Raw genomic sequence first — 19,684 nt, forward strand, 5'->3', positions numbered from 1 at the left:
TCGCAGGAACGTGTTGCGCGGGGGGCGCCTTCGAGCCTGCCGACTAATGCGGCTTGCATCGAAGGTCTTGCTCGGCTGTAGTGCCTTGTTGTCGCCCAGGAGACCGGAAGCTTTCGCTACGTAGTGACGGCCTGCTGAAACATTCGCGTCGCTCGCTGGAGGCGGGACGACGGTCGGGTCGAGCTACTCCCCTTCTTGCCGAGGAGTATACCGACCCCCCTCGCGGTGGGGATACGGGTTCCTACGTGGCTGCCCGGTCGGATGCGTTGCGGGCGGCTCGTGCCCGCCGGTTCATCCACACCCCGACACCGACGACGAGCGCGGCCCCGATGGCGCCGGCGAAATTGACCACCTCGTGCGTGATCCCGGGAAAGCGCTCCGTCATCGCAGGATCGGTGAAGAGCATCTCGCCAGCCAGGAATCCGAGCAGCGCGGCGCCCGCGGTGATGATGATCGGAAAGCGCTCCATGACCTTCAGCAGCAGCGTGCTCCCGAAGATGATCAGCGGGATGCTGATGGCCAGACCGATCACCAGCAGCGGCGTGTTGCCCTTGGCGGCGGCAGCCACCGCAAGCACGTTGTCGAGGCTCATGACCAGGTCGGCGACGAGAATGGTGCGAATTGCCGCCACCATGCCGCCGTCGGCGTTGTGGCCGTTCTCCTCGCCGTCGTCTTCGCTGAGCAGCTGGACGCCGATGTAGAGCAGCAGCAGGCCGCCGACGATCTTCAGGTACGGCCAGCGCAGCATTTCGACCGCGATCAGCGTGAGCACGATTCGCATGACGATGGCAGCCGCACTGCCCCAGAAGATGGCCTTCTTCTGCTGGTGCGGCGGCAGCGACCGCGCCGCCAGAGCGATGACGACCGCGTTGTCGCCGGACAGGACGATGTTCGCGAGGATGATCGAGCCGAGCGCGGCCCAGAAGGCGCCTGTCGTGAGGTCCATTGGCGATGCCCGCTTGTTGGAGGGGATAGGGAGGTCCGTTGGGTCCTCCCTTATCGAGCTGACAGGATTCTAGGCAGACGGCCCCGGCAGGAACGTTCGTGATACTACGGACGCAGCGCCACGGCCCGGACGCGGGAAGGTCCTACAGCAGGCCCTTGAGCAGCTTGCCCATCTCGGATGGGTTGCGCGTGACGGTGAAGCCGCACTCCTCCATGATCTCGAGCTTGGCGTCGGCCGTGTCGGCGCCGCCGGAGATCAGCGCGCCGGCATGGCCCATGCGCTTGCCCGGGGGCGCCGTCACCCCGGCGATGAAGCCCACGATGGGCTTCTTCATGTGGTCCTTGCACCAGCGCGCAGCATCCGCCTCGTCCGGCCCGCCGATCTCGCCGATCATGATCACGGCGTCGGTGTCGGGGTCGTCGTTGAACATCTTCATCACGTCGATGTGCTTGAGCCCGTTGATCGGGTCGCCGCCGATTCCGACCGCGCTCGACTGGCCCAGGCCGATCTCGGTGAGCTGCGCCACCGCTTCGTAGGTCAGCGTGCCGGAGCGCGAGACCACGCCGATGCGGCCCTTCTTGTGGATGTGGCCCGGCATGATGCCGATCTTGATCTCGTCGGGCGTGATGAGGCCGGGGCAGTTGGGACCGAGCAGCAGCGTCTTCTTGCCGCCCTGGGCCTCCTTGACCTTCATCTTGTTGCGCACTTCGAGCATGTCCTTGATCGGAATGCCCTCGGTGATGCAGATGGCCAGGTCGAGGTCGGCTTCCACCGCCTCCCAGATGGCCGCGGCAGCGCCCGCCGGCGGCACGTAGATCACGCTGACGGTGGCGCCGGTGTTCTTCGCGGCTTCCTTGACGCTGGCGAAGATGGGAATGCCCTCGAAGGCTTCGCCCGCCTTCTTGGGGTTCACGCCGGCAACGAAGCAGTTCTTGCCGTTGGCGTAGTCGCGGCACATGCGGGTGTGGAACTGGCCCGTCTTGCCGGTGATGCCTTGCGTGATGACCTTGGTGTCTTTGTCGATGAGGATGGACATGGTGAATCTCTTTCAGGCAAGGCGTGGGGTCAGGACTTGAGGGTGGCCATCACTTTTTGCGCCGCCTCGGCCATCGAGTCGGCGCTGATGATGGGCAGGCCCGACTCGGCGAGCATCTTCTTGCCCAGGTCCTCGTTGGTGCCCTTCATGCGCACCACCAGCGGCACGCTCAGGTTGACCGCCTTGCATGCGGCGATGACGCCTTCGGCGATCGTGTCGCAGCGCATGATGCCGCCGAAGATGTTGACCAGGATGGCCTTGACCTTGGGGCTGGCCAGCATGATCTTGAAGGCCTCGGTGACCTTCTCCGCGGTGGCGCCGCCGCCCACGTCGAGGAAGTTGGCCGGCTCGCCGCCGAACAGCTTGATGGTGTCCATCGTCGCCATCGCCAGGCCCGCGCCGTTGACCAGGCAGCCGATGTTGCCGTCGAGCTGGATGTAGGCCAGGTCGAACTTGCTCGCCTCGATCTCGGCCGGGTCCTCTTCATCGAGGTCGCGGTAGGCGACGATCTCGGGATGACGGAACAGGGCGTTGGAATCGAAGTTGAACTTCGCGTCCAGCGCCTTGATGCTGCCGCTGCCTTCGAGAATCAGCGGGTTGATCTCGGCCAGCGATGCATCGGTGGCCATGTAGCAGGCATACAGCTTCTTGAACACGTCGACCGCCTGGGCCTGCGAGGCGTCCGGCACGCCGATGCCCTTGGCCAGCTCGAGCCCCTGCGCGTCGCTCATCCCGGTCAACGGGTCGATGAAGACCTTGATGATCTTCTCGGGCGTCGCATGGGCCACTTCCTCGATGTCCATGCCGCCTTCGCTCGAGGCCATCATCGCCACCTTCTGCGTCGCGCGATCGGTCACCGCGGCGACGTAGTACTCCTTCTTGATGTCCGCGCCTTCCTCGATCAGCAGGCGGCGCACCTTCTGGCCTTCGGGGCCGGTCTGGTGCGTCTTCAGCTGCATGCCGAGGATCTCGCCGGACAGCTTCTTCACGTCGTCCAGCGAGCGCGCGAGCTTGACGCCGCCGCCCTTGCCGCGTCCGCCGGCGTGGATCTGCGCCTTCACGACCCAGACCGGACCGCCCAGCTTTTGCGCAGCCTCGCTGGCCTCGTGCACGCTGAACGCGGGGTAGCCGCGCGGCACCGGCACGCCGAACTGGCGCAGGATTTCCTTGCCTTGGTACTCATGGATCTTCATAGCGACTCTCTGGAGAGTTTGGAAAACGGTCGGCCCTGGCGGCCTCAGCGGGGATTGTCGGCCGGCGCGGCGCGGTGCCAGCGCGGAAAATACTGACGCACGACTTCGCCGTCGGCGCGCAGGGCGTGGCAGCGGTCGATCTGGAAGGGCGGCTCGCCGGAGGCACCACCCTCGCGGGTGTCGATCACTTCGCCGGCCATCGCCTGGATGACGGCGGTGGGCAGCACCTGCGTCAGCTCGGTGAGATGGGTGCAACCTTGCACCCCGCGCAACCGCTCCAGGACCTTGAGGCGAAACCCCCGCAGCAGATTGAGACCGACCAGCGCGGCATAGGCGTCGCCGTGGTGCTCGCAATGTCCGGGATACGGCATCCACAACGTGTCCGACCCGGCCTCGAGGATGTCGAGCTGTTCGTTGATCACGAGGCGCAGCAGCATGTCGTGGATGGGATCCCCGGCGCGGCGCGTGCTGCCTACGGTCATCGCGACGTCGCGTGTCTTGACATCGATGAGCCGGGCGTCCACCTCCCAGAGGCCGTTGCCGCGCGCAAACACTTGCACGTCGAGGCTGCGGCGGTGTTTGAGCTGGCGCTCGGGCGCGGCGGTGGGCAGTGCCATCGGAGAGATCGCGGGCGGGCCGGGAATGATGGGTTTGCCGGCAGCAGAACCGACCGCGCCCGGGGCAGGCGCGAACTTCTACCGGCAGCCGCGCAATGTAACATGCTGCTCCGCGTCAAAGCTGACGCCGCGGGGAGCAGCCCGCCGCCGGAGCCCTGCCGCGATCGCGAATCAAATCTCTTCGTCGCCCTGGCTTCCCGCGTTGCGCATCACCCGGCTGATGACTGCGGCCGAAAAGCCGCGTTGCGCCAAGAAGCGCGACTGTCGCGCGCGCTCGGCTGCATCGGCAGGCAGCGTGCCGAACTTGCGACGCCAGACGTCCGTGGCTCGCTCCAGCTCGCTGTCCCGCAGCGTTTGCGCCGCTTCCGGCGACAGGCTCACACCGTGCTGCGCCAACTCCTGGCGGATGCGCACGTTTCCGTAGCGGGATGCACGCGCGTGCACGCGGCTCTCGACGAAGCGCTCGTCGCTGAGGTAGCGCTGCCCGCGCAGCCAATCGATGACCGCGTCGACCCGGGCCAGCGCATCGTCGGCCGTTGCGTCGTCGCCTTCGTCGCTCGCCCCGGCGCACGGGCGACCCTCAGTGGCACTGGCCGCGTTGCGGGCCGTTTCGGCCCGTGCGTGGCGCAGAAGCTTGCGTCGCAGTTCCCCGGCGCTGTGTTCGCGCTGCGCCAGCAGGGCCAGCGCGCGACCCTTCAGCGACAGCGGCGTACGCCTCGTGCGAGCGCCGGCGCCAGCACCTGCGGCCATGCTGCCCGGCGCCGCGAATGCGGCGCCTACTCCTTGGCTGCCTTGCCGCGCGCGGGCTTGGCCTCGGCTTCACCCGCCTCGGCCGCTTCGCCGGCGGCGCGCAGCGGGATGCCGAGTTCTTCGCGCACCTTGTTCTCGATTTCTACGGCGAGCTCCGGGTTCTCGCGCAGGAACTCGCGTGCGTTGTCCTTGCCCTGGCCGATCTTCTCCCCCTGATAGGCATACCAGGCACCGCTCTTCTCGAGCACCCTGGCTTCGACGCCCATGTCGATGATTTCGCCTTCGCGGCTGATGCCTTCACCGTAGAGGATGTCGAACTCTGCGGTCTTGAACGGAGGCGAGACCTTGTTCTTGACGACCTTGACCTTGGTCTCGTTGCCGATGACCTCCTCGCCCTTCTTGATGCTGCCGATGCGGCGGATGTCCAGCCGCACCGAGGCATAGAACTTCAGCGCATTGCCGCCGGTGGTGGTTTCGGGCGAACCGAACATCACGCCGATCTTCATGCGGATCTGGTTGATGAAGATGACCATGGTGTTGGTCTTCTTGATCGTGCCGGTGAGCTTGCGCAGCGCCTGGCTCATGAGCCGGGCTTGCAGGCCCGGGAGTGCGTCGCCCATTTCGCCTTCGATTTCGGCCTTGGGCGTGAGCGCGGCGACCGAGTCGATGACCACCAGGTCGACCGAGCCGGAGCGCACCAGGGCATCGACGATCTCGAGCGCCTGCTCGCCGGTGTCGGGCTGCGAGATCAGCAGCTCCTGCAGGTTCACGCCGAGCTTCTGCGCGTACTGCACATCGAGCGCATGCTCGGCGTCGATGAAGGCGCAAGTGCCGCCCAGCTTCTGCATTTCGGCGACGACCTGCAGCGTGAGCGTGGTCTTGCCGCTGGACTCGGGGCCGTAGATTTCGACGACGCGCCCGCGCGGCAGTCCGCCGACGCCCAACGCGATGTCGAGACCCAGTGATCCGGTGGAGACGACTTCGATGTCCTCGATGACCTCGCCTTCGCCGAGGCGCATGATCGAGCCCTTGCCGAACTGCTTTTCTATTTGCGCCAGCGCCGCCTGCAAGGCCTTGGCTTTTTCGGTGTTCAGGGCTTTGACGGGTGCGTCCATCGATTCCTCCAAAAAGTTGGGCGCATTATCTCAAAAGCTGGATATTTGTACAGTGATTCGAAGACGTGCTTATTGGGGTATGTCGTGACCCGGCATCCCTCTTTGCAGCACGCGCCAAACCTAGAATGAAAACGCTGTGGAGACAACGCCATGCGCATCCTGATCGCCGAAGATGATCAAGTGCTCGCCGACGGCCTGCTGCGGTCGCTGCGCAACGCCGGCTACGCGGTCGATCAGGTGGGAAGCGGCAGCGAAGCCGATGCCGCGCTCGCCGCTCATGAATTCGACCTGGTGATCCTCGACCTCGGGCTGCCCAAGATCCATGGTCTGGAGGTGCTGCGCAAGCTGCGCGCGCGCGGCTCGGCGGTGCCGGTGCTGATCCTCACCGCCGCCGACAGCATCGAGCAGCGCGTGAAGGGACTCGACCTGGGCGCCGACGACTACATGGCCAAGCCGTTCTCGCTGCAGGAGCTCGAGGCGCGCGTGCGCGCTTTGACGCGCCGCGGGCTCGGCACGGCTTCCACCGTCATCAAGCACGGCCCGCTCACCTTCGACGCGACCGGCCGCGTGGCCTACATCAACGACCAGATGATCGAGCTGTCGGCGCGCGAGCTGAGCCTGCTCGAGGTCCTGCTGCAGCGCTCGGGGCGCCTGGTCAGCAAGGACCAGCTCGTCGAGCGCCTTTGCGAATGGGGCGAAGAGGTCAGCAACAACGCGATCGAGGTGTACATCCACCGGTTGCGCAAGAAGATCGAGCAGGGGCCGGTGCGGATCGCGACGGTGCGCGGCCTCGGGTACTGCCTGGAAAAGATCTCCAGCTAGGCGCGCGGCTATCCTCGCGCCGTGGCCACCTCGCGACGCGAACAGCGCTCTCTCTTCGGCGAGATCCTCGACTGGATGCTCGCGCCGCTGCTGCTGCTGTGGCCGATGAGCGTCGTGCTCACCTGGCTGGTCGCGCAGGGGATTGCCAACAAGCCCTATGACCGCCAGCTCGGCGAGATGGTCCGCGTGCTGTCCAAACAGGTCAGCGTGCAAGGCAGCGGCAGCGCGCCGGTCGCGAAGTTCATGCTGCCGGCCGGCGCATCGGAGATCCTGCACACCGACGAGGCCGACGACATCTACTACCAGGTGCTCGGACTGCGCGGCGAATACCTCAGCGGCGACCGGCAGCTGCCGGTGCCTTCCGACGAGGACCGCGCCCCGCCCGGTGAGCTGCGCTTTCGTGACGACACTCTCAACAACGACAGCGTGCGCGTCGCCTACCTCTGGGTCGATGTGCCGGGCCGCCCGCAGCATGCCGCCCCGCTGGTGCAGGTGGCCGAGACGCTGGGCAAGCGCTCGCGCCTGGCCACCGAGATCATCAAGGGGGTGATCCTGCCCCAGTTCGTGATCCTGCCGCTGGCGGTGCTGCTGGTGTGGCTGGCGCTGGCCCGCGGCATTGCTCCGCTGAACGAGTTGCAGCAGCGCATCCGCAAGCGCGACAGCAACGACCTGAGCCCGATCGACGAGCGCGACGCGCCCGAGGAGGTCTCGCCGCTGGTGCGCGCCATCAACGACCTGCTGGCGCGCCTGGACCAGTCGCTGCAGTCGCAGAAGCACTTCCTGGCCGACGCCGCGCACCAGCTGAAGACGCCGCTCGCCGGCCTGCGCACTCAGGCCGAGCTGGCGCAGCGGGAGATCGACGCCGGCGAGCACGACCCGAAGGCGGTCAAGCGCTCGTTGCAGCAGATCGCACTGTCCAGCCAGCGCGCCGCCCACATGGTCAACCAGCTGCTCGCGATGGCGCGTGCCGAGGACAAGGAACATGCGGCGGCGCAGCGCAACGTCAACCTGGCGCGGCTTGCAACGGAGACGGTGCGCGACTTCGTGCCGCGGGCGATGGAAAAGCGCCTCGATCTCGGCTACGAGGGACCCGAATCCGGCCATGCGTTGCCGGTGAGGGGCCATGCGCTGCTGCTGCGCGAGCTGATCCGCAACCTGGTCGACAACGCGCTGCAGTACACGCCCGCCGGCGGAACGGTGACGGTGCGCGTGATGGAGGACCCTTTCGGCCAGGTCGTCGTGCTGCAGGTGGAGGACTCGGGACCGGGCATTCCGGCGGCCGAGCGCGACCAGGTGTTCCAGCCGTTCTATCGCGCGCTGGGCACCGACGTCGACGGCTCGGGCCTCGGCCTGGCCATCGTGCGCGAGATCGCGCAGCAGCATGGCGCCGAGATTTCGCTGGAGGACGCCAACCTGCGACACCGCGCCGGCCTGTCGGAGCAGGCCGCGGCGCCGTTCGGACCGGGCGCACGCTTCACGCTGCGCTTTCCGGCTGCGGCCTCCGCGATGGCGAACCCCGCAGGCTGAGACTGCATCAGGCGAAGCGACGCCCGATCGGCGACGACGAGGTCACGTCTGCACCAGGCGCCGGTTCTTCGCGATCGACATCAGGATGCCGAGACCCAGACCCAGCGTGACCATCGCGGTGCCACCGTAACTGATGAATGGCAGCGGGATGCCCACCACCGGCAGGATGCCGCTCACCATGCCCATGTTGACGAAGGCGTAGGTGAAGAAGCTGAGCGTGATCGCGCCGGCCAGCAGGCGCGAGAACACCGTCGGCGCTTCGGCCGCGATCATCAGGCCGCGCAGGATGAGGAAGATGAAGCCGATGAGGAGTCCGGCCACGCCCATCAGGCCGAACTCCTCGGCGAAGGCGGCGAAGATGAAGTCGGTGGTGCGCTCGGGGATGAACTCGAGGTGCGTCTGCGTGCCCTTCATGAAGCCCTTGCCCTCGATGCCGCCGGAGCCGATCGCGATCATCCCCTGGATGATGTGGAAGCCCTTGCCAAGCGGATCGGTCGTCGGATCGAGCAGGGTGCAAACGCGGTGTTTCTGGTAGTCGCGCAACAGCGGCCACTTGACGTCCGGCTCGCAGATGCGATCGCTCGAGACGACGATCGCGCTGATCGCGATGGCGCCGACCAGCAGCACGGGGACGATGAGCCGCCACGACAGCCCGGCGAAGAAGATCACGTACAGCCCCGCGGAGAAGACGAGGATCGCGGTGCCGAGATCGGGCTGCTTCACGATCAGGCCGACGGGCACGGCCAACAGCAGCAGCGCGACGGCGAAGTCCGGCGCGCGCATCTGGCCTTCGCGGCGCTGGAACCACCAGGCGAGCATCAGCGGCATGGCGATCTTGAGGATCTCGCTCGGCTGGATGACGACGCCGACGTTGAGCCAGCGGGTGGCGCCCTTCTTCGTGATGCCCATCACTGCCGTCGCCACCAGCAGCGCGACGCCGACGGCGTACAGCGGCACGGCGAGCGCCATCAGCCGCTGCGGCGAGATCTGCGCGACGATGAACAGGATGCCCAGGGCCAGCAGCATGTTGCGGCCGTGGTCGACGAAGCGGGTGCCGTGGTCGTAGCCGGCCGAATACATGGTCACCAGGCCGAAGGCGGCCAGCCACAGCATGGCGATGATCAGGGGCCCGTCGAAGCCGGTGAAGATGGGCCGCACGCGCTGCAGCAGGGACGGCTTCTCGAAGATCGCGCTCATGGCACGTTGGCGCGCACGCTGGTCTGGATGAGGGGCGAAGCCGTCGGCGCCGAAGCGGCGACCGTCGTGACGGCCGGCGCACGCGGCGCCGACGCGGCGGCCGGGATGATCGTCGCGCCACTGGGTCCCGGCGCGGGCGCGCCCGGCGCCGGCACATCGGCTGCGGGGCGCTGCTTGCCGATCGGCGCGGTGGACTGCGCCTGCTGCGTGGCCGCGATGTCCTCCGGGCTGGGATACAGGCCGAGGAGCATGTAGTCGAACACGCGGCGCGCGATCGGTGCCGCAGCGCCGGCGCCGAAGCCGGCGTTCTCGACGATGACCGCCAGCGCGATCTGCGGGTTGTCCAGCGGCGCGAACGCGGTGTACAGCGCATGGTCGCGGTGGCGCTCGTCGACCTTGCTCGCGTCGTACTTCTCGTTGGCCTTGATCGCGATGACCTGCGCGGTGCCGGTCTTGCCGCCGCTCTTGTACGGCGCGCTCAGGAACGAACGCGCCGAGGTGCCTTCCTGCGTCACGCCGTAGTAGGCCTGGTGGATCACCGCCACGTGCTCGGGCTTGAGGGCCAGCGGCGGCAGCGCCTCGCCGGACAACTTGCGCTGCGCCCGCGTCTCGACGTTCTCCACCGCGCGCACCAGGTGCGGCTTGTAGCGTTGCCCGCCCGCCGCGACGATGGCGGTCGCCTGGGCGAGCTGCAGCATCGTGAAGGTGTTGTAGCCCTGGCCGATGCCGAGCGAGATCGTCTCGCCGGCATACCACTTCTGCATCTCCTTCTTGCGGTACGCGGCACGCTTCCACTCGGTGGACGGCAGCACGCCCTTGAGCTCGCCGTGCATGTCGATGCCGGTGAGCTGCCCGAAGCCGAGCGGCTTCATGAAGTCGTGGATCGCGTCCACGCCCATGTCGTTGGCCAGGATGTAGTAGTACGTGTCGCACGACTGCACGATCGACTTGTACATGTCGACCATGCCATGGCCGCCCTCCTTGTCGTCACGGAACTTGTGGTTGCCGAACCAGAAGTGGCCGGGGTCGCTGATCGCCTGCTGCGGCGTGCGTTTGCCGGTACTCAACGCGGCCAGCGCCATGAACGGCTTGTACGTGGATCCGGGCGGATAGGCGCCGCGCAACGCACGGTTGAGCAGCGGCTTGTCCGGCGATTCGTTGAGCATCTTCCAGTTCTCGCTGTCGATGCCGTCGACGAACAGGTTCGGATCGAAGTTGGGCTTGCTGACGAAAGCCAGCACGTCGCCGTTGCGCGGGTCGATGGCGACGAGCGCACCGCGGCGCTCGCCGAACATCTCTTCCACCAGCGCCTGCAGCTTGATGTCGATCGACAGCACCACCGTGTTGCCCGGCGTGGCCGGATTGCTCTTGAGGCGGCGCACGGCGCGTCCGCCGGCACTGGTCTCGACCTCCTCGAATCCCGTGGCGCCGTGCAGCTCGGCCTCGTAGCTCTGTTCGACGCCCAGCTTGCCGATGTATTCCGTGCCGCGGTAGTTGGCCTCGTCCTCCGATTCGTCGATCTTTTCCTTCTCGGCGGTGTTGATGCGCCCGATGTAGCCGATCAGGTGGCTCGCCGTCTCGCCCATCGGGTAGTGGCGGAACAGCCGCGCGCGGATGTCGACCCCGGTGAAGCGGAAGCGCTGCGCGGTGAAGCGCGCCACCTCCTCGTCGGTGAGCTTGGTGCGGATCGGCAGCGACTCGAAGTTCTTGCTTTCTTCCATCAGCCGCTTGAAGCGCTTGCGGTCGCGCGGCTGCACGTCGATGACTTGCGCGATCTGGTCGATCGTCGCGTCCAGGTCCTCCACCTTGGACGGCGTGATCTCCAGCGTGTAGGCCGAGTAGTTGTTGGCCAGGACGACGCCGTTGCGGTCGACGATCAGGCCGCGGTTGGGCACGATCGGCACGACGGTGATGCGGTTGTTCTCGGCCTGCGTGGACAGCTCGGCATGGCGATACACCTGCAGATACACGAGCCTCGCCGTCAGCAGGCCGAACGCGAACAGGACGAAGGCAGCCGCCGCGAGCAGCCGCGTGCGAAAGCGGCTCAGCTCCTGCTCGACGTTCTTCAGTTCGGTCATGGCTACTGCGGTGAGTCGTGAATTGTGATTCGTGATGCCCGGCCGCGGGCTCGTGGCGCTGCACGAATCACGATTCGCCGATCACATTTCACGCGCTACAACGGTCGATTCTCGTCCGGATCGGGCGCGCGGCGCTGAGGTGCGAGCAGCAGCCAGGTGGCCGGCGGCCAAAGCAGCGCTTCGAACACCGGCGCCAGCAGCAGTTCCCAGCCGGGCAGCATGCCGCCGAGGACGATGCGGACAATGAACGAAACCGCGTGCGCCGCCCCGAACAGCGGCAGGATCTGCACTGCCTGTGACGGCACCGTGAACCAGCGCAGGCGGCGATGGATGGTGATCGCGAAGAAGCTCAGCAGCGTGTAGGCCAGTGCGTGCTGGCCGAGCACGGCGCCGTCGTGCACGTCCATCATCACGCCGAACAGGAACGCCACGCCGACGCCGACGCGGCGCGGCTGGTGCACGTTCCAGAACACCAGGACCAGCGCCACGAAATCGGGCATGGCCGGGTTGCGGCCCAGCGGCACCAGGTTGATCGCGAAGGCGATCAGCAGCGTGAACCAGACGAACAGCGGATTGACCGGCAGCAGAAGCTGGTCCGTGCCGCGCGGCAGGATCATTTCTTCGCTCCCTTCCTCGCTTTCGCGGCCGGCTTCACCTCGTCAGCGGTCGGCTCGGGGCGGGGCGGCATCTGCAGGCTGAGCGGCTCCAGCACCAGCACGTGCCGCACGCCGTCCGGCAGCGCCGCCGGTGCGAGCTGCACGCGTGCGAATCCGGTGTCGACCTTGCGGTCGACGCTCAGCACCTTGGCGACCGGCAGGCCCGGCGGGTACACGCCGTCCACCCCCGACGTGTGCAGCTGATCGCCCACCTGGACATCGGCATTGCCGGCCATGAAGCGCAGCTCCATGGCCGCGCCGGCGGTGCCGAAGGCGGCGCTGCGCAGCTGGTTGCGGGTGTTGAGCACCGGGATGGCGGCGTCCTTGTCGGTCAGCAGCGTCACCTCGGACGACAGCGGATAGACGCGTGTCACCTGGCCGAGCACGCCGGCGTCGTTGATGACCGGCGAGGCCAGGGCCACGCCCTGGGTGGTGCCACGGTCGATGACGACCTTGCGCGAGAACGGATCGGAGGCCTCGTACAGCACCTCGGCCGGCTGCGAACGCACCGTCAGCGCCGACCGCAGTCCCAGGAGCGCCCGCAGGCGGTTGTTCTCGTACAGCAGCTGCTCGACTCGCGCGGCGCGTTCAGCCTGCTGGGCCAGCGCCGCGCGGGCTGCCGCCTCGGAAGTGAGCGCGTTCTGCAGGCCCATGGCGTAGTCGCCAACGGCGTTCCAGGCGTCGACCGGCACGCGCAGCACGCGCTCGACCGGGTGCAGCACCGTGGCGACCATGGTGCGCAGCGGGTGCGTCAGCTTGAAGCGCGTGTCGGCCACCATCAGGAAGATCGCCAGCGCGGAGCACAGCGTGAGCTTGGTCAGCGCCGACGGGCCCTGCCGGAAAAACGGCGGCGGGGTCCGGTCGAGGGTGCCGAGCGGCGTGGCCATGGCGGTTCAGCGAAAAGGGGCGTGGCAACTTAAGCGAAAAAGCCGGCGACGTGGTGCACGTGCCGGCTTCTTTCGCGCATTGTATTTACTCGGACGTGAAGATGGCGCCCAGCCGCTCCATCCGCTCGAGCGCCATGCCGCAACCGCGCACGACGCAGGTCAGCGGGTCTTCGGCCACCAGGACCGGCAGGCCGGTCTCCTCGGCCAGCAGCCGGTCCAGGTCGCGCAGCAGCGCACCGCCGCCGGTCAGCATCATGCCGCGCTCGGCGATGTCGGCGCCGAGCTCGGGGGGCGTCTGCTCCAGCGCGTTCTTGACGCTGGAGACGATCTGGTTCAGCGGGTCGGTCAGCGCCTCCAGGATCTCGTTGCTCGAGATCGTGAAGCTGCGCGGGACGCCTTCGGACAGGTTGCGGCCCTTGACCTCCATCTCCTTGACCTCTGAGCCGGGGAAGGCACTGCCGATGCTCTTCTTGATGGACTCGGCGGTCGGCTCGCCGATCAGCATGCCGTAGTTGCGGCGGATGTAGTTGATGATGGCTTCGTCGAACTTGTCACCGCCCACGCGCACGCTGCCCTTGTAGACCATGCCGCCCAGCGAGATGACGCCGACCTCGGTGGTGCCGCCGCCGATGTCGACCACCATGGAGCCGCTGGCCTCCGAGACCGGCAGGCCGGCGCCGATCGCGGCGGCCATCGGCTCCTCGATCAGGTAGACCTCGCTCGCCCCGGCGCCCAGCGCGGATTCGCGGATTGCGCGGCGCTCGACCTGGGTGGAGCCGCAGGGCACGCAGATGATGATGCGCGGGCTCGGCTTGAGCACCGAGCGCGGGTGGACCATCTTGATGAACTGCTTGAGCATCTGCTCGGTGACGGTGAAATCGGCGATGACGCCGTCCTTCATCGGGCGGATGGCTTCGATGTTGCCGGGCACCTTGCCCAGCATGGCCTTGGCTTCCGCGCCGACGGCCTGGATGGTCTTCTTGCCGTTGGGACCGCCTTCGTGGCGGATGGCGACGACGGACGGCTCGTCGAGGACGATCCCCTTGCCGCGAACGTAGATCAGCGTGTTGGCGGTGCCGAGGTCGATCGCGAGGTCCGTCGAAAAGTAGCGACGAAAAGATCCGAACATGGTGTTTTTGGTTGGGGCGTGCAGCAGCGGTGAACAAGGAGACTGCCGCGCCGGTGGCTCCCCGGAAATGCGACAGCGGTTCGCGCCTTCTCGCTCATGCTTTGCAACAGGCTGCGACAAGAAGGCGCATCGCAGGCGGAAAAAATGTTCTTGGAAACGCGTGCCGCTCGCACGCATGAGTTCATCGTTCGACGCGTGGTCCGGCGGCTTGTGGATAACCGAAGATAATACCCGATCGCTCGTGCTTTCCGACCTTCGGTAAGCCGCCAAAAACAGTCCTTTCCCATGGCATTAACCTCCGATGACGTGAGCCGCATCGCCCATCTGGCGCGGCTCGAGCTGCAGCCGGCCGAGCAGGCAGCCATGCTGGCGCAGATCAACGGCTTCTTCTCCATCGTCGAGCAGATGAGCGCCGTCGACACGAGCGGCGTCGAGCCGCTCTACACCCCGCTGTCCGCCGTGAGCGAGGTCGCGCTGCGACTGCGCGAGGACGTCGTCACCGAGGCCGACCAGCGCACGCTGCATCAGCGCAGCGCGCCGGTGGTGGAGGACGGCCTGTACCTCGTTCCCAAGGTCATCGAATGAAGGCCCTGCACGAGATGGGCGTGGCCGAGCTCGGCCGTGCGCTGGCATCGAAAGAGGTCTCCAGCACCGAAGCGACGAAACATCTGCTCGCGCGGGTTGCGACTCACGAACATCTGGGCGCCTGGCTGGCGGTCGATGCGCAACACGCGCTGGCGCAGGCGCAAGCGGCAGACCAGCGGCGCGCGGCCGGCGCTGCCGGGCCGCTGCTCGGCGTGCCGCTGGCGCACAAGGACATCTTCGTCACCAGCGTGCTGCCGACCACCGCGGGCTCGAAGATGCTCGAGGGCTACATGAGCCCCTTCGACGCCACCGTCGTGCGCAAGCTCGCCGATGCCGGCACGGTCACGCTCGGCAAGCTCAACTGCGACGAGTTCGCGATGGGCTCGAGCAACGAGAACTCTGCCTTCCGGCCGGTGAGGAATCCCTGGGACACGAGCCGCGTGCCGGGCGGCTCCTCGGGCGGGTCGGCCGCCGCGGTGGCCGCGCGCCTGGTGCCGGCAGCCACCGGCACCGACACCGGCGGCTCCATCCGCCAGCCGGCCAGCTTCTCGGGCATCACCGGCATCAAGCCGACGTACGGCGTGTGCTCACGCTACGGGATGATCGCCTTCGCCTCCAGCCTCGACCAGGCGGGGCCGCTCGCGCGCAGCGCGGAAGACTGCGCACTGCTTCTGTCGGCGATGAGCGGCTTCGACGAGCGCGATTCCACCAGCGCCAACCGGCCCCCGCAGGACTTCCATGCCGCGATGCGCCAATCGCGCGAGGGGGCGACGTCGGCGCGGCCGCTGGCCGGCCTGCGCATCGGATTGCCGCGTGAATTCTTTCCGGCCGCGCTGGCATCCGACGTCGACGGCGCGGTTCGCGCCGCGCTGGCCGAGCTCGAGAAGCTGGGCGCCGCGCTGGTCGACGTGAGCCTGCCTCGCACCGAGCTGTCGATCCCGGTGTACTACATCATTGCGCCGGCCGAGGCGTCGTCGAACCTCAGCCGCTTCGACGGCGTGCGCTTCGGTCATCGCGCGCGTCAGTACGGCGACCTGCTCGACATGTACAAGAAGTCGCGCGCCGAGGGCTTCGGGCCCGAGGTCAAGCGCCGCATCATGATCGGCACCTACGTCCTGTCGCACGGCTACTACGACGCCTACTACCTGCAGGCGCAGAAGCTGCGCCGCATGATCGCCGACGACTTCCAGCGCTGCTTCCGGCAGTGCGACGTCATCGCCGGCCCGGTCGCGCCCACGGTGGCGTGGAAGATCGGCGACAAGGGCGACGACCCGGTGGCCACCTACCTGGCCGACATCTTCACGCTGCCGGCCAGCCTGGCCGGCCTTCCGGGCATGAGCCTGCCCGCGGGCTTCGGCGAGGCCGGCCTGCCGGTCGGGCTGCAGCTGATCGGCAACTACTTCGACGAAGCCACGCTGCTGCAGGCCGCCCATGCGTTCCAGCAGGCCACCGACTGGCACACGCGCGCGCCGGCGCAGACCTGACATGGCCACCAGCACCCTCATCCGCGGCTACGAGGTCGTCATCGGCCTCGAGACGCACGCCCAGCTGTCAACGCATTCCAAGATCTTCAGCGGATCGCCGACCGCGTTCGGCGCCCAGCCGAACTCCCAGGCCTCGCCAGTCGACCTGGCGCTGCCCGGCACCCTCCCGGTGATGAACCGCGGCGCGGTCGAGCGCGCCATCCGCTTCGGTCTGGCGGTGGGCGCCAAGGTCGCGCAGCAATCGATCTTCGCGCGCAAGAACTACTTCTACCCGGACCTGCCGAAGGGCTACCAGATCAGCCAGTACGAGACGCCGGTGGTGCAAGGCGGCGCAGTGGAGTTCTTCGTCGCCTCCTCGACAGGCTCGGGGGCGTCCGAGAGCCGGAAGGTCCACCTCACCCGCGCGCACCTGGAAGAGGATGCGGGCAAGTCGCTGCACGAGGCGTTCGCGAACCAATCGGGCATCGACCTCAACCGCGCCGGCACGCCGCTGCTCGAGATCGTGTCCGAGCCCGACATGCGCTCCAGCGCCGAAGCGGTCGCCTACGCGAAGGCGCTGCATGCGCTGGTCGTGTGGCTGGGCATCTGCGACGGCAACATGCAGGAAGGCTCCTTCCGCTGCGACGCCAACGTGTCCGTTCGCAAGCCGGGTGCCCCTTTCGGCACGCGGCGGGAAATCAAGAACCTGAACAGCTTCAAGTTCCTGCAGCAGGCGATCGACTTCGAGATCCAGTGGCAGATCGATCTCATCGAAGACGGCGGCCAGGTGCGCCAGGCGACGGTGCTGTTCAACCCCGATACGGGCGAGACCCGCGAGATGCGCACCAAGGAAGACGCGCACGACTACCGCTACTTCCCCGACCCCGATCTGCCGCCGCTGGTCATCGCGCCGGCGTGGATCGAGCAGGTGCGCGCGGGAATGCCCGAGCTGCCGCGGGTGATGGCCGATCGCTTCCAGAAGGAGTACGGGCTGCCCGCCTACGACGCGTCGATGATGACGCAGAGCAAGGCCTTCGGCGCCTTCTTCGAGGCCGCCGCGCGTGCTTGCGGTCAGCCCAAGCCGGTCGCCAACTGGCTGATGGGCGAGGTCTCGCGCCGGCTGAACGCCGAGACGCGCGAGATCGAGACCAGCCCGGTCGACGCCGCCACGCTGGGGCGGCTGATCACCCGCATCGCCGACGGCACCATCTCGAACAACGGCGCCAAGCAGGTGTTCGAGGCGCTGTGGACACGCGAAGGCCGCGACGTCGACACGCTCATCGACACGCTGGGCCTGAAGCAGATGAGCGACAGCAGCGAGCTCGAGCGCATCCTCGACGAGGTGCTGGCCGCCAACGCGAAGTCGGTCGAGGAGTTTCGCGCCGGCAAGGAGAAGGCCTTCAACGCGCTGGTGGGCCAGGCGATGAAAGCCACCAAGGGCAAGGCCAATCCGGCGCAGGTGAACGAGCTGCTGAGGAAGAAGCTGGGGTCGTGAGGCGCCGGGCTATTTGGCCGCGGTCTTCTTCGCGTCCGAGGCCGCCGATTCGGACGGCAACGCGCCCATCGAGCCTGGCGCGGCGCCGGCCCACAACTTCTTCAGCCGCGCCAGCTCCGCGTCGTACAGCGCGTTGATCCGAACGATCTCGGCCTGCTGGTTCTGGATGAGCACCTTCTGGGCGTCGGTGGCGGCGTCGTTGGCGTCGAGCTGCTGCCTGAGTTTCAGCGGTGCCGCACGGCCGACATAGAACTCGGCCTCGTCGACCAGCGGCTTGCGCTCGGCGGCCAGGGCGGCCAGCCGCTTCTCCGACACGGCGACCGCGTTGCGCACGTCGTCGAGCGCCTTGGCCCGCTGCTTGTTGTGCGCCGCCTCGTTCGGAAAACGCACCATCAGGTTGCGATCACGCCGAATCGCATCTTGCTGCGCGACCCGGTCCGCCGCGGCCTGGCGCTCACGCGCTTCCTGCTCGGCCCGCTCGTCCGCCGTGGGCGTGGGCGGCAACACGCGCTTGACCGAGCCGTCCGGGTTGAGCACCCGCTGGTCCCGATTGGCGCATTCGACGATCGGCCGGTCGGACGTGAGCTTCTTGCCATTGGCGTCGATGCAGCTGTAGATGGCCGCCGATGCGTGGCCGGCACAAAACGTCAGCATCAGTCCGGCGACGTAGCCCAGTAGCCTCATTCACACTCCGTAACGTTCACGATAGGCGGCTACACGCGACAGGTGCGCGCCGAGCTGCGGATCGTCGGCCGAGCGCAGATAGCCCATCAGGTCGGCCAGCGTCGCGATGGCGAGCACCGGCAGGCCGTATTCCCGCTGGAAGCCCTCAACGGCGGAATGCGGCGAGAGGTTGTCATCGGCGCCGCCACGCTCCATGCGATCCATCGCGATCAGCACCGCCACCGGCTGCGCGCCGGCCGCGCGGATCATCTCGACCGACTCGCGCTTGGACGCGCCGTCGGTGATCACGTCGTCGACGATGACGACACGGCCCTTCAGCGGCGCGCCGACCATCATCCCGCCTTCTCCGTGGTCCTTGGCTTCCTTGCGGTTGTGGCAGAAGGGCACGTTGCGTCCCAGGGCCGCAAGGGCGACCGCCGTGCACGCGGCAAGCGTGATGCCCTTGTAGGCCGGACCGAACAGCATGTCGAAGCCGACGCCCGAGGCGAGCAGACGCCGCGCATAGAATTCCGCGAGCCGGCCGAGCTTCGCGCCGTCGTCGAACAAGCCCGAGTTGAAGAAGTACGGCGACTGTCGCCCGGCCTTCGTCTTGAACTCCCCGAACCGCAGCACGCCGGATTGCACCGAGAACGCTACGAACTCCTCGGCCAGCCGGTCGTCCGCCGTGGTCGCGCTCAATGAGGACATCTGGTGTTTCGTCTCGTCACGTTGAATCTGAACGGCATCCGCTCGGCCGCGAACAAGGGCTTTCTGCCCTTTGCCGACGGATTGCGGGCCGATTGTATGGGGGTGCAGGAGATCAAGGCCGTCGCCGCCGACTGCGCGGGACGCTTCGACCATGTGGCGGGCATGAAGGGGCATTTCCACTTCGCCGAGAAGAAAGGCTATTCCGGTGTCGGGCTGTATGCGCGCAAGGAGCCGAGCGATGTGGTTTGCGGCATCGGCAACGCCGAGTTCGACGCCGAGGGCCGCTACGTCGAGGTCCGCTTCGACACGCCGCGGCGCCGGCTCAGCCTCATCAGCTGCTACTTCCCGAGCGGCTCCAGCGGAGAGCTGCGGCAGCAGGCGAAGTTCCGCTTCCTCGCCCTGATGGCGCCGCACCTGGTGCGTTTGAAGGCCAAGCGTGAATTCATTCTCGTCGGCGACATCAACATCGCCCACAAGGAAATCGACCTGAAGAACTGGCGCGGCAACCGCAAGAACAGCGGCTTCCTGCCGGAAGAGCGCGCCTGGATGACGCATGCGCTGGACGAGATCGGCCTGGTCGACGTGTTCCGAGCCCTGAACCCGCACCCGGAGCAATACACCTGGTGGAGCAACCGCGGCCAGGCCTGGGCCAACAACGTGGGCTGGCGGCTCGACTACCACCTCGCCACGCCGAAGATCGCCGCGACAGCCAGGCGCGAGCACATCTACCTCGAGCAGCGCTTCTCCGACCACGCGCCGCTGGTCATCGACTACGACTTCACGCTGTAGGCCCGACCGCGGCCGCGCGCGGCATCCC

At 67.3% G+C, this 19,684-nt stretch carries 19 protein-coding genes; 6 read left to right on the forward strand and 13 right to left on the reverse strand.

Annotated elements, in window-relative coordinates; all coding sequences use genetic code 11:
• Positions 1-241: 241 nt before the first annotated feature.
• From P7V53_RS30790 to recA, 6 genes are all read right to left on the reverse strand, one after another.
• Positions 242-946: a TerC family protein gene (locus P7V53_RS30790; protein ID WP_280153290.1), complete on the reverse strand. Its 705-nt coding sequence runs from the start codon at positions 944-946 to the stop codon at positions 242-244.
• Between the two features lie 142 nt (positions 947-1,088).
• The gene (sucD, locus tag P7V53_RS30795) at positions 1,089-1,982 is read right to left on the reverse strand and encodes a succinate--CoA ligase subunit alpha (RefSeq protein WP_280153291.1); all 894 of its coding nucleotides are present in this window, start codon (positions 1,980-1,982) and stop codon (positions 1,089-1,091) included.
• A 29-nt stretch (positions 1,983-2,011) separates the two neighbouring features.
• Complete coding sequence (gene sucC / locus P7V53_RS30800; protein ID WP_280153292.1) at positions 2,012-3,175, reverse strand: ADP-forming succinate--CoA ligase subunit beta; 1,164 nt, start codon at positions 3,173-3,175, stop codon at positions 2,012-2,014.
• Between the two features lie 44 nt (positions 3,176-3,219).
• Positions 3,220-3,792 (reverse strand): DUF2889 domain-containing protein, encoded by a 573-nt coding sequence (locus P7V53_RS30805; protein WP_280153293.1) that lies wholly within the window; start codon positions 3,790-3,792, stop codon positions 3,220-3,222.
• Positions 3,793-3,963: 171 nt separating this feature from the next.
• A complete protein-coding gene (locus tag P7V53_RS30810) occupies positions 3,964-4,542 on the reverse strand; it encodes a regulatory protein RecX (protein ID WP_280153294.1) in 579 nt (192 codons plus the stop codon).
• A gap of 26 nt (positions 4,543-4,568) precedes the next feature.
• On the reverse strand, positions 4,569-5,657 hold the full coding sequence (gene recA, locus P7V53_RS30815; protein ID WP_280153295.1) for a recombinase RecA: 1,089 nt from the start codon (positions 5,655-5,657) through the stop codon (positions 4,569-4,571).
• Positions 5,658-5,807: 150 nt separating this feature from the next.
• On the opposite strand from recA, the gene P7V53_RS30820 reads away from it, so the two are divergent.
• Positions 5,808-6,479 (forward strand): response regulator transcription factor, encoded by a 672-nt coding sequence (locus tag P7V53_RS30820; protein WP_280153296.1) that lies wholly within the window; start codon positions 5,808-5,810, stop codon positions 6,477-6,479.
• Positions 6,480-6,554: 75 nt separating this feature from the next.
• Positions 6,555-8,006: a sensor histidine kinase gene (locus P7V53_RS30825; RefSeq protein ID WP_280156649.1), complete on the forward strand. Its 1,452-nt coding sequence runs from the start codon at positions 6,555-6,557 to the stop codon at positions 8,004-8,006.
• 42 nt (positions 8,007-8,048) lie between these two features.
• Here the strand turns inward: P7V53_RS30825 and rodA are convergent, their stop codons facing one another.
• The 5 genes from rodA to P7V53_RS30850 all read right to left on the reverse strand — a co-directional run bounded on the left by rodA (position 8,049) and on the right by P7V53_RS30850 (position 13,953).
• On the reverse strand, positions 8,049-9,203 hold the full coding sequence (rodA, locus tag P7V53_RS30830; protein WP_280153297.1) for a rod shape-determining protein RodA: 1,155 nt from the start codon (positions 9,201-9,203) through the stop codon (positions 8,049-8,051).
• Positions 9,200-11,281 carry a penicillin-binding protein 2 gene (gene mrdA, locus P7V53_RS30835; protein ID WP_280153298.1) on the reverse strand — a complete coding sequence of 694 codons (2,082 nt, stop codon included), beginning with the start codon at positions 11,279-11,281 and terminating at the stop codon, positions 9,200-9,202. The genes rodA and mrdA overlap by 4 nt, the downstream gene beginning before the upstream one ends.
• A gap of 95 nt (positions 11,282-11,376) precedes the next feature.
• A complete protein-coding gene (mreD, locus tag P7V53_RS30840; protein ID WP_280153299.1) occupies positions 11,377-11,898 on the reverse strand; it encodes a rod shape-determining protein MreD in 522 nt (173 codons plus the stop codon).
• A complete protein-coding gene (gene mreC, locus P7V53_RS30845) occupies positions 11,895-12,824 on the reverse strand; it encodes a rod shape-determining protein MreC (RefSeq protein WP_280153300.1) in 930 nt (309 codons plus the stop codon). Before mreC ends, mreD begins: the two co-directional genes overlap by 4 nt.
• An 85-nt stretch (positions 12,825-12,909) precedes the next feature.
• Entirely contained in the window at positions 12,910-13,953 is a 1,044-nt protein-coding gene (locus P7V53_RS30850) for a rod shape-determining protein (protein WP_280153301.1), read from the reverse strand.
• A 285-nt stretch (positions 13,954-14,238) separates the two neighbouring features.
• Between P7V53_RS30850 and gatC the strand changes: the two genes are divergently transcribed.
• The 3 genes from gatC to gatB are packed head-to-tail and all read left to right on the forward strand — an operon-like array spanning position 14,239 to position 17,496.
• Positions 14,239-14,538 carry an Asp-tRNA(Asn)/Glu-tRNA(Gln) amidotransferase subunit GatC gene (gene gatC, locus P7V53_RS30855; protein WP_280153302.1) on the forward strand — a complete coding sequence of 100 codons (300 nt, stop codon included), beginning with the start codon at positions 14,239-14,241 and terminating at the stop codon, positions 14,536-14,538.
• A complete protein-coding gene (gene gatA / locus P7V53_RS30860) occupies positions 14,535-16,022 on the forward strand; it encodes an Asp-tRNA(Asn)/Glu-tRNA(Gln) amidotransferase subunit GatA (RefSeq protein ID WP_280153303.1) in 1,488 nt (495 codons plus the stop codon). Before gatC ends, gatA begins: the two co-directional genes overlap by 4 nt.
• Position 16,023: 1 nt before the next feature.
• Positions 16,024-17,496 carry an Asp-tRNA(Asn)/Glu-tRNA(Gln) amidotransferase subunit GatB gene (gene gatB / locus P7V53_RS30865; protein ID WP_280153304.1) on the forward strand — a complete coding sequence of 491 codons (1,473 nt, stop codon included), beginning with the start codon at positions 16,024-16,026 and terminating at the stop codon, positions 17,494-17,496.
• Positions 17,497-17,505: 9 nt separating this feature from the next.
• On the opposite strand, the gene P7V53_RS30870 is transcribed toward gatB, so the two are convergent.
• Both P7V53_RS30870 and pyrE read right to left on the reverse strand, forming a co-directional pair.
• Entirely contained in the window at positions 17,506-18,180 is a 675-nt protein-coding gene (locus tag P7V53_RS30870) for a DUF4124 domain-containing protein (protein WP_280153305.1), read from the reverse strand.
• Positions 18,181-18,867 (reverse strand): orotate phosphoribosyltransferase, encoded by a 687-nt coding sequence (gene pyrE, locus P7V53_RS30875; protein WP_280153306.1) that lies wholly within the window; start codon positions 18,865-18,867, stop codon positions 18,181-18,183. It abuts the gene before it with no gap.
• A gap of 3 nt (positions 18,868-18,870) precedes the next feature.
• On the opposite strand from pyrE, the gene P7V53_RS30880 reads away from it, so the two are divergent.
• Complete coding sequence (locus P7V53_RS30880) at positions 18,871-19,656, forward strand: exodeoxyribonuclease III (RefSeq protein ID WP_280153307.1); 786 nt, start codon at positions 18,871-18,873, stop codon at positions 19,654-19,656.
• Positions 19,657-19,684: the final 28 nt, after the last annotated feature.

The sequence above is a fragment of the Piscinibacter sp. XHJ-5 genome (assembly GCF_029855045.1).
Lineage (GTDB): Bacteria > Pseudomonadota > Gammaproteobacteria > Burkholderiales > Burkholderiaceae_C > Albitalea.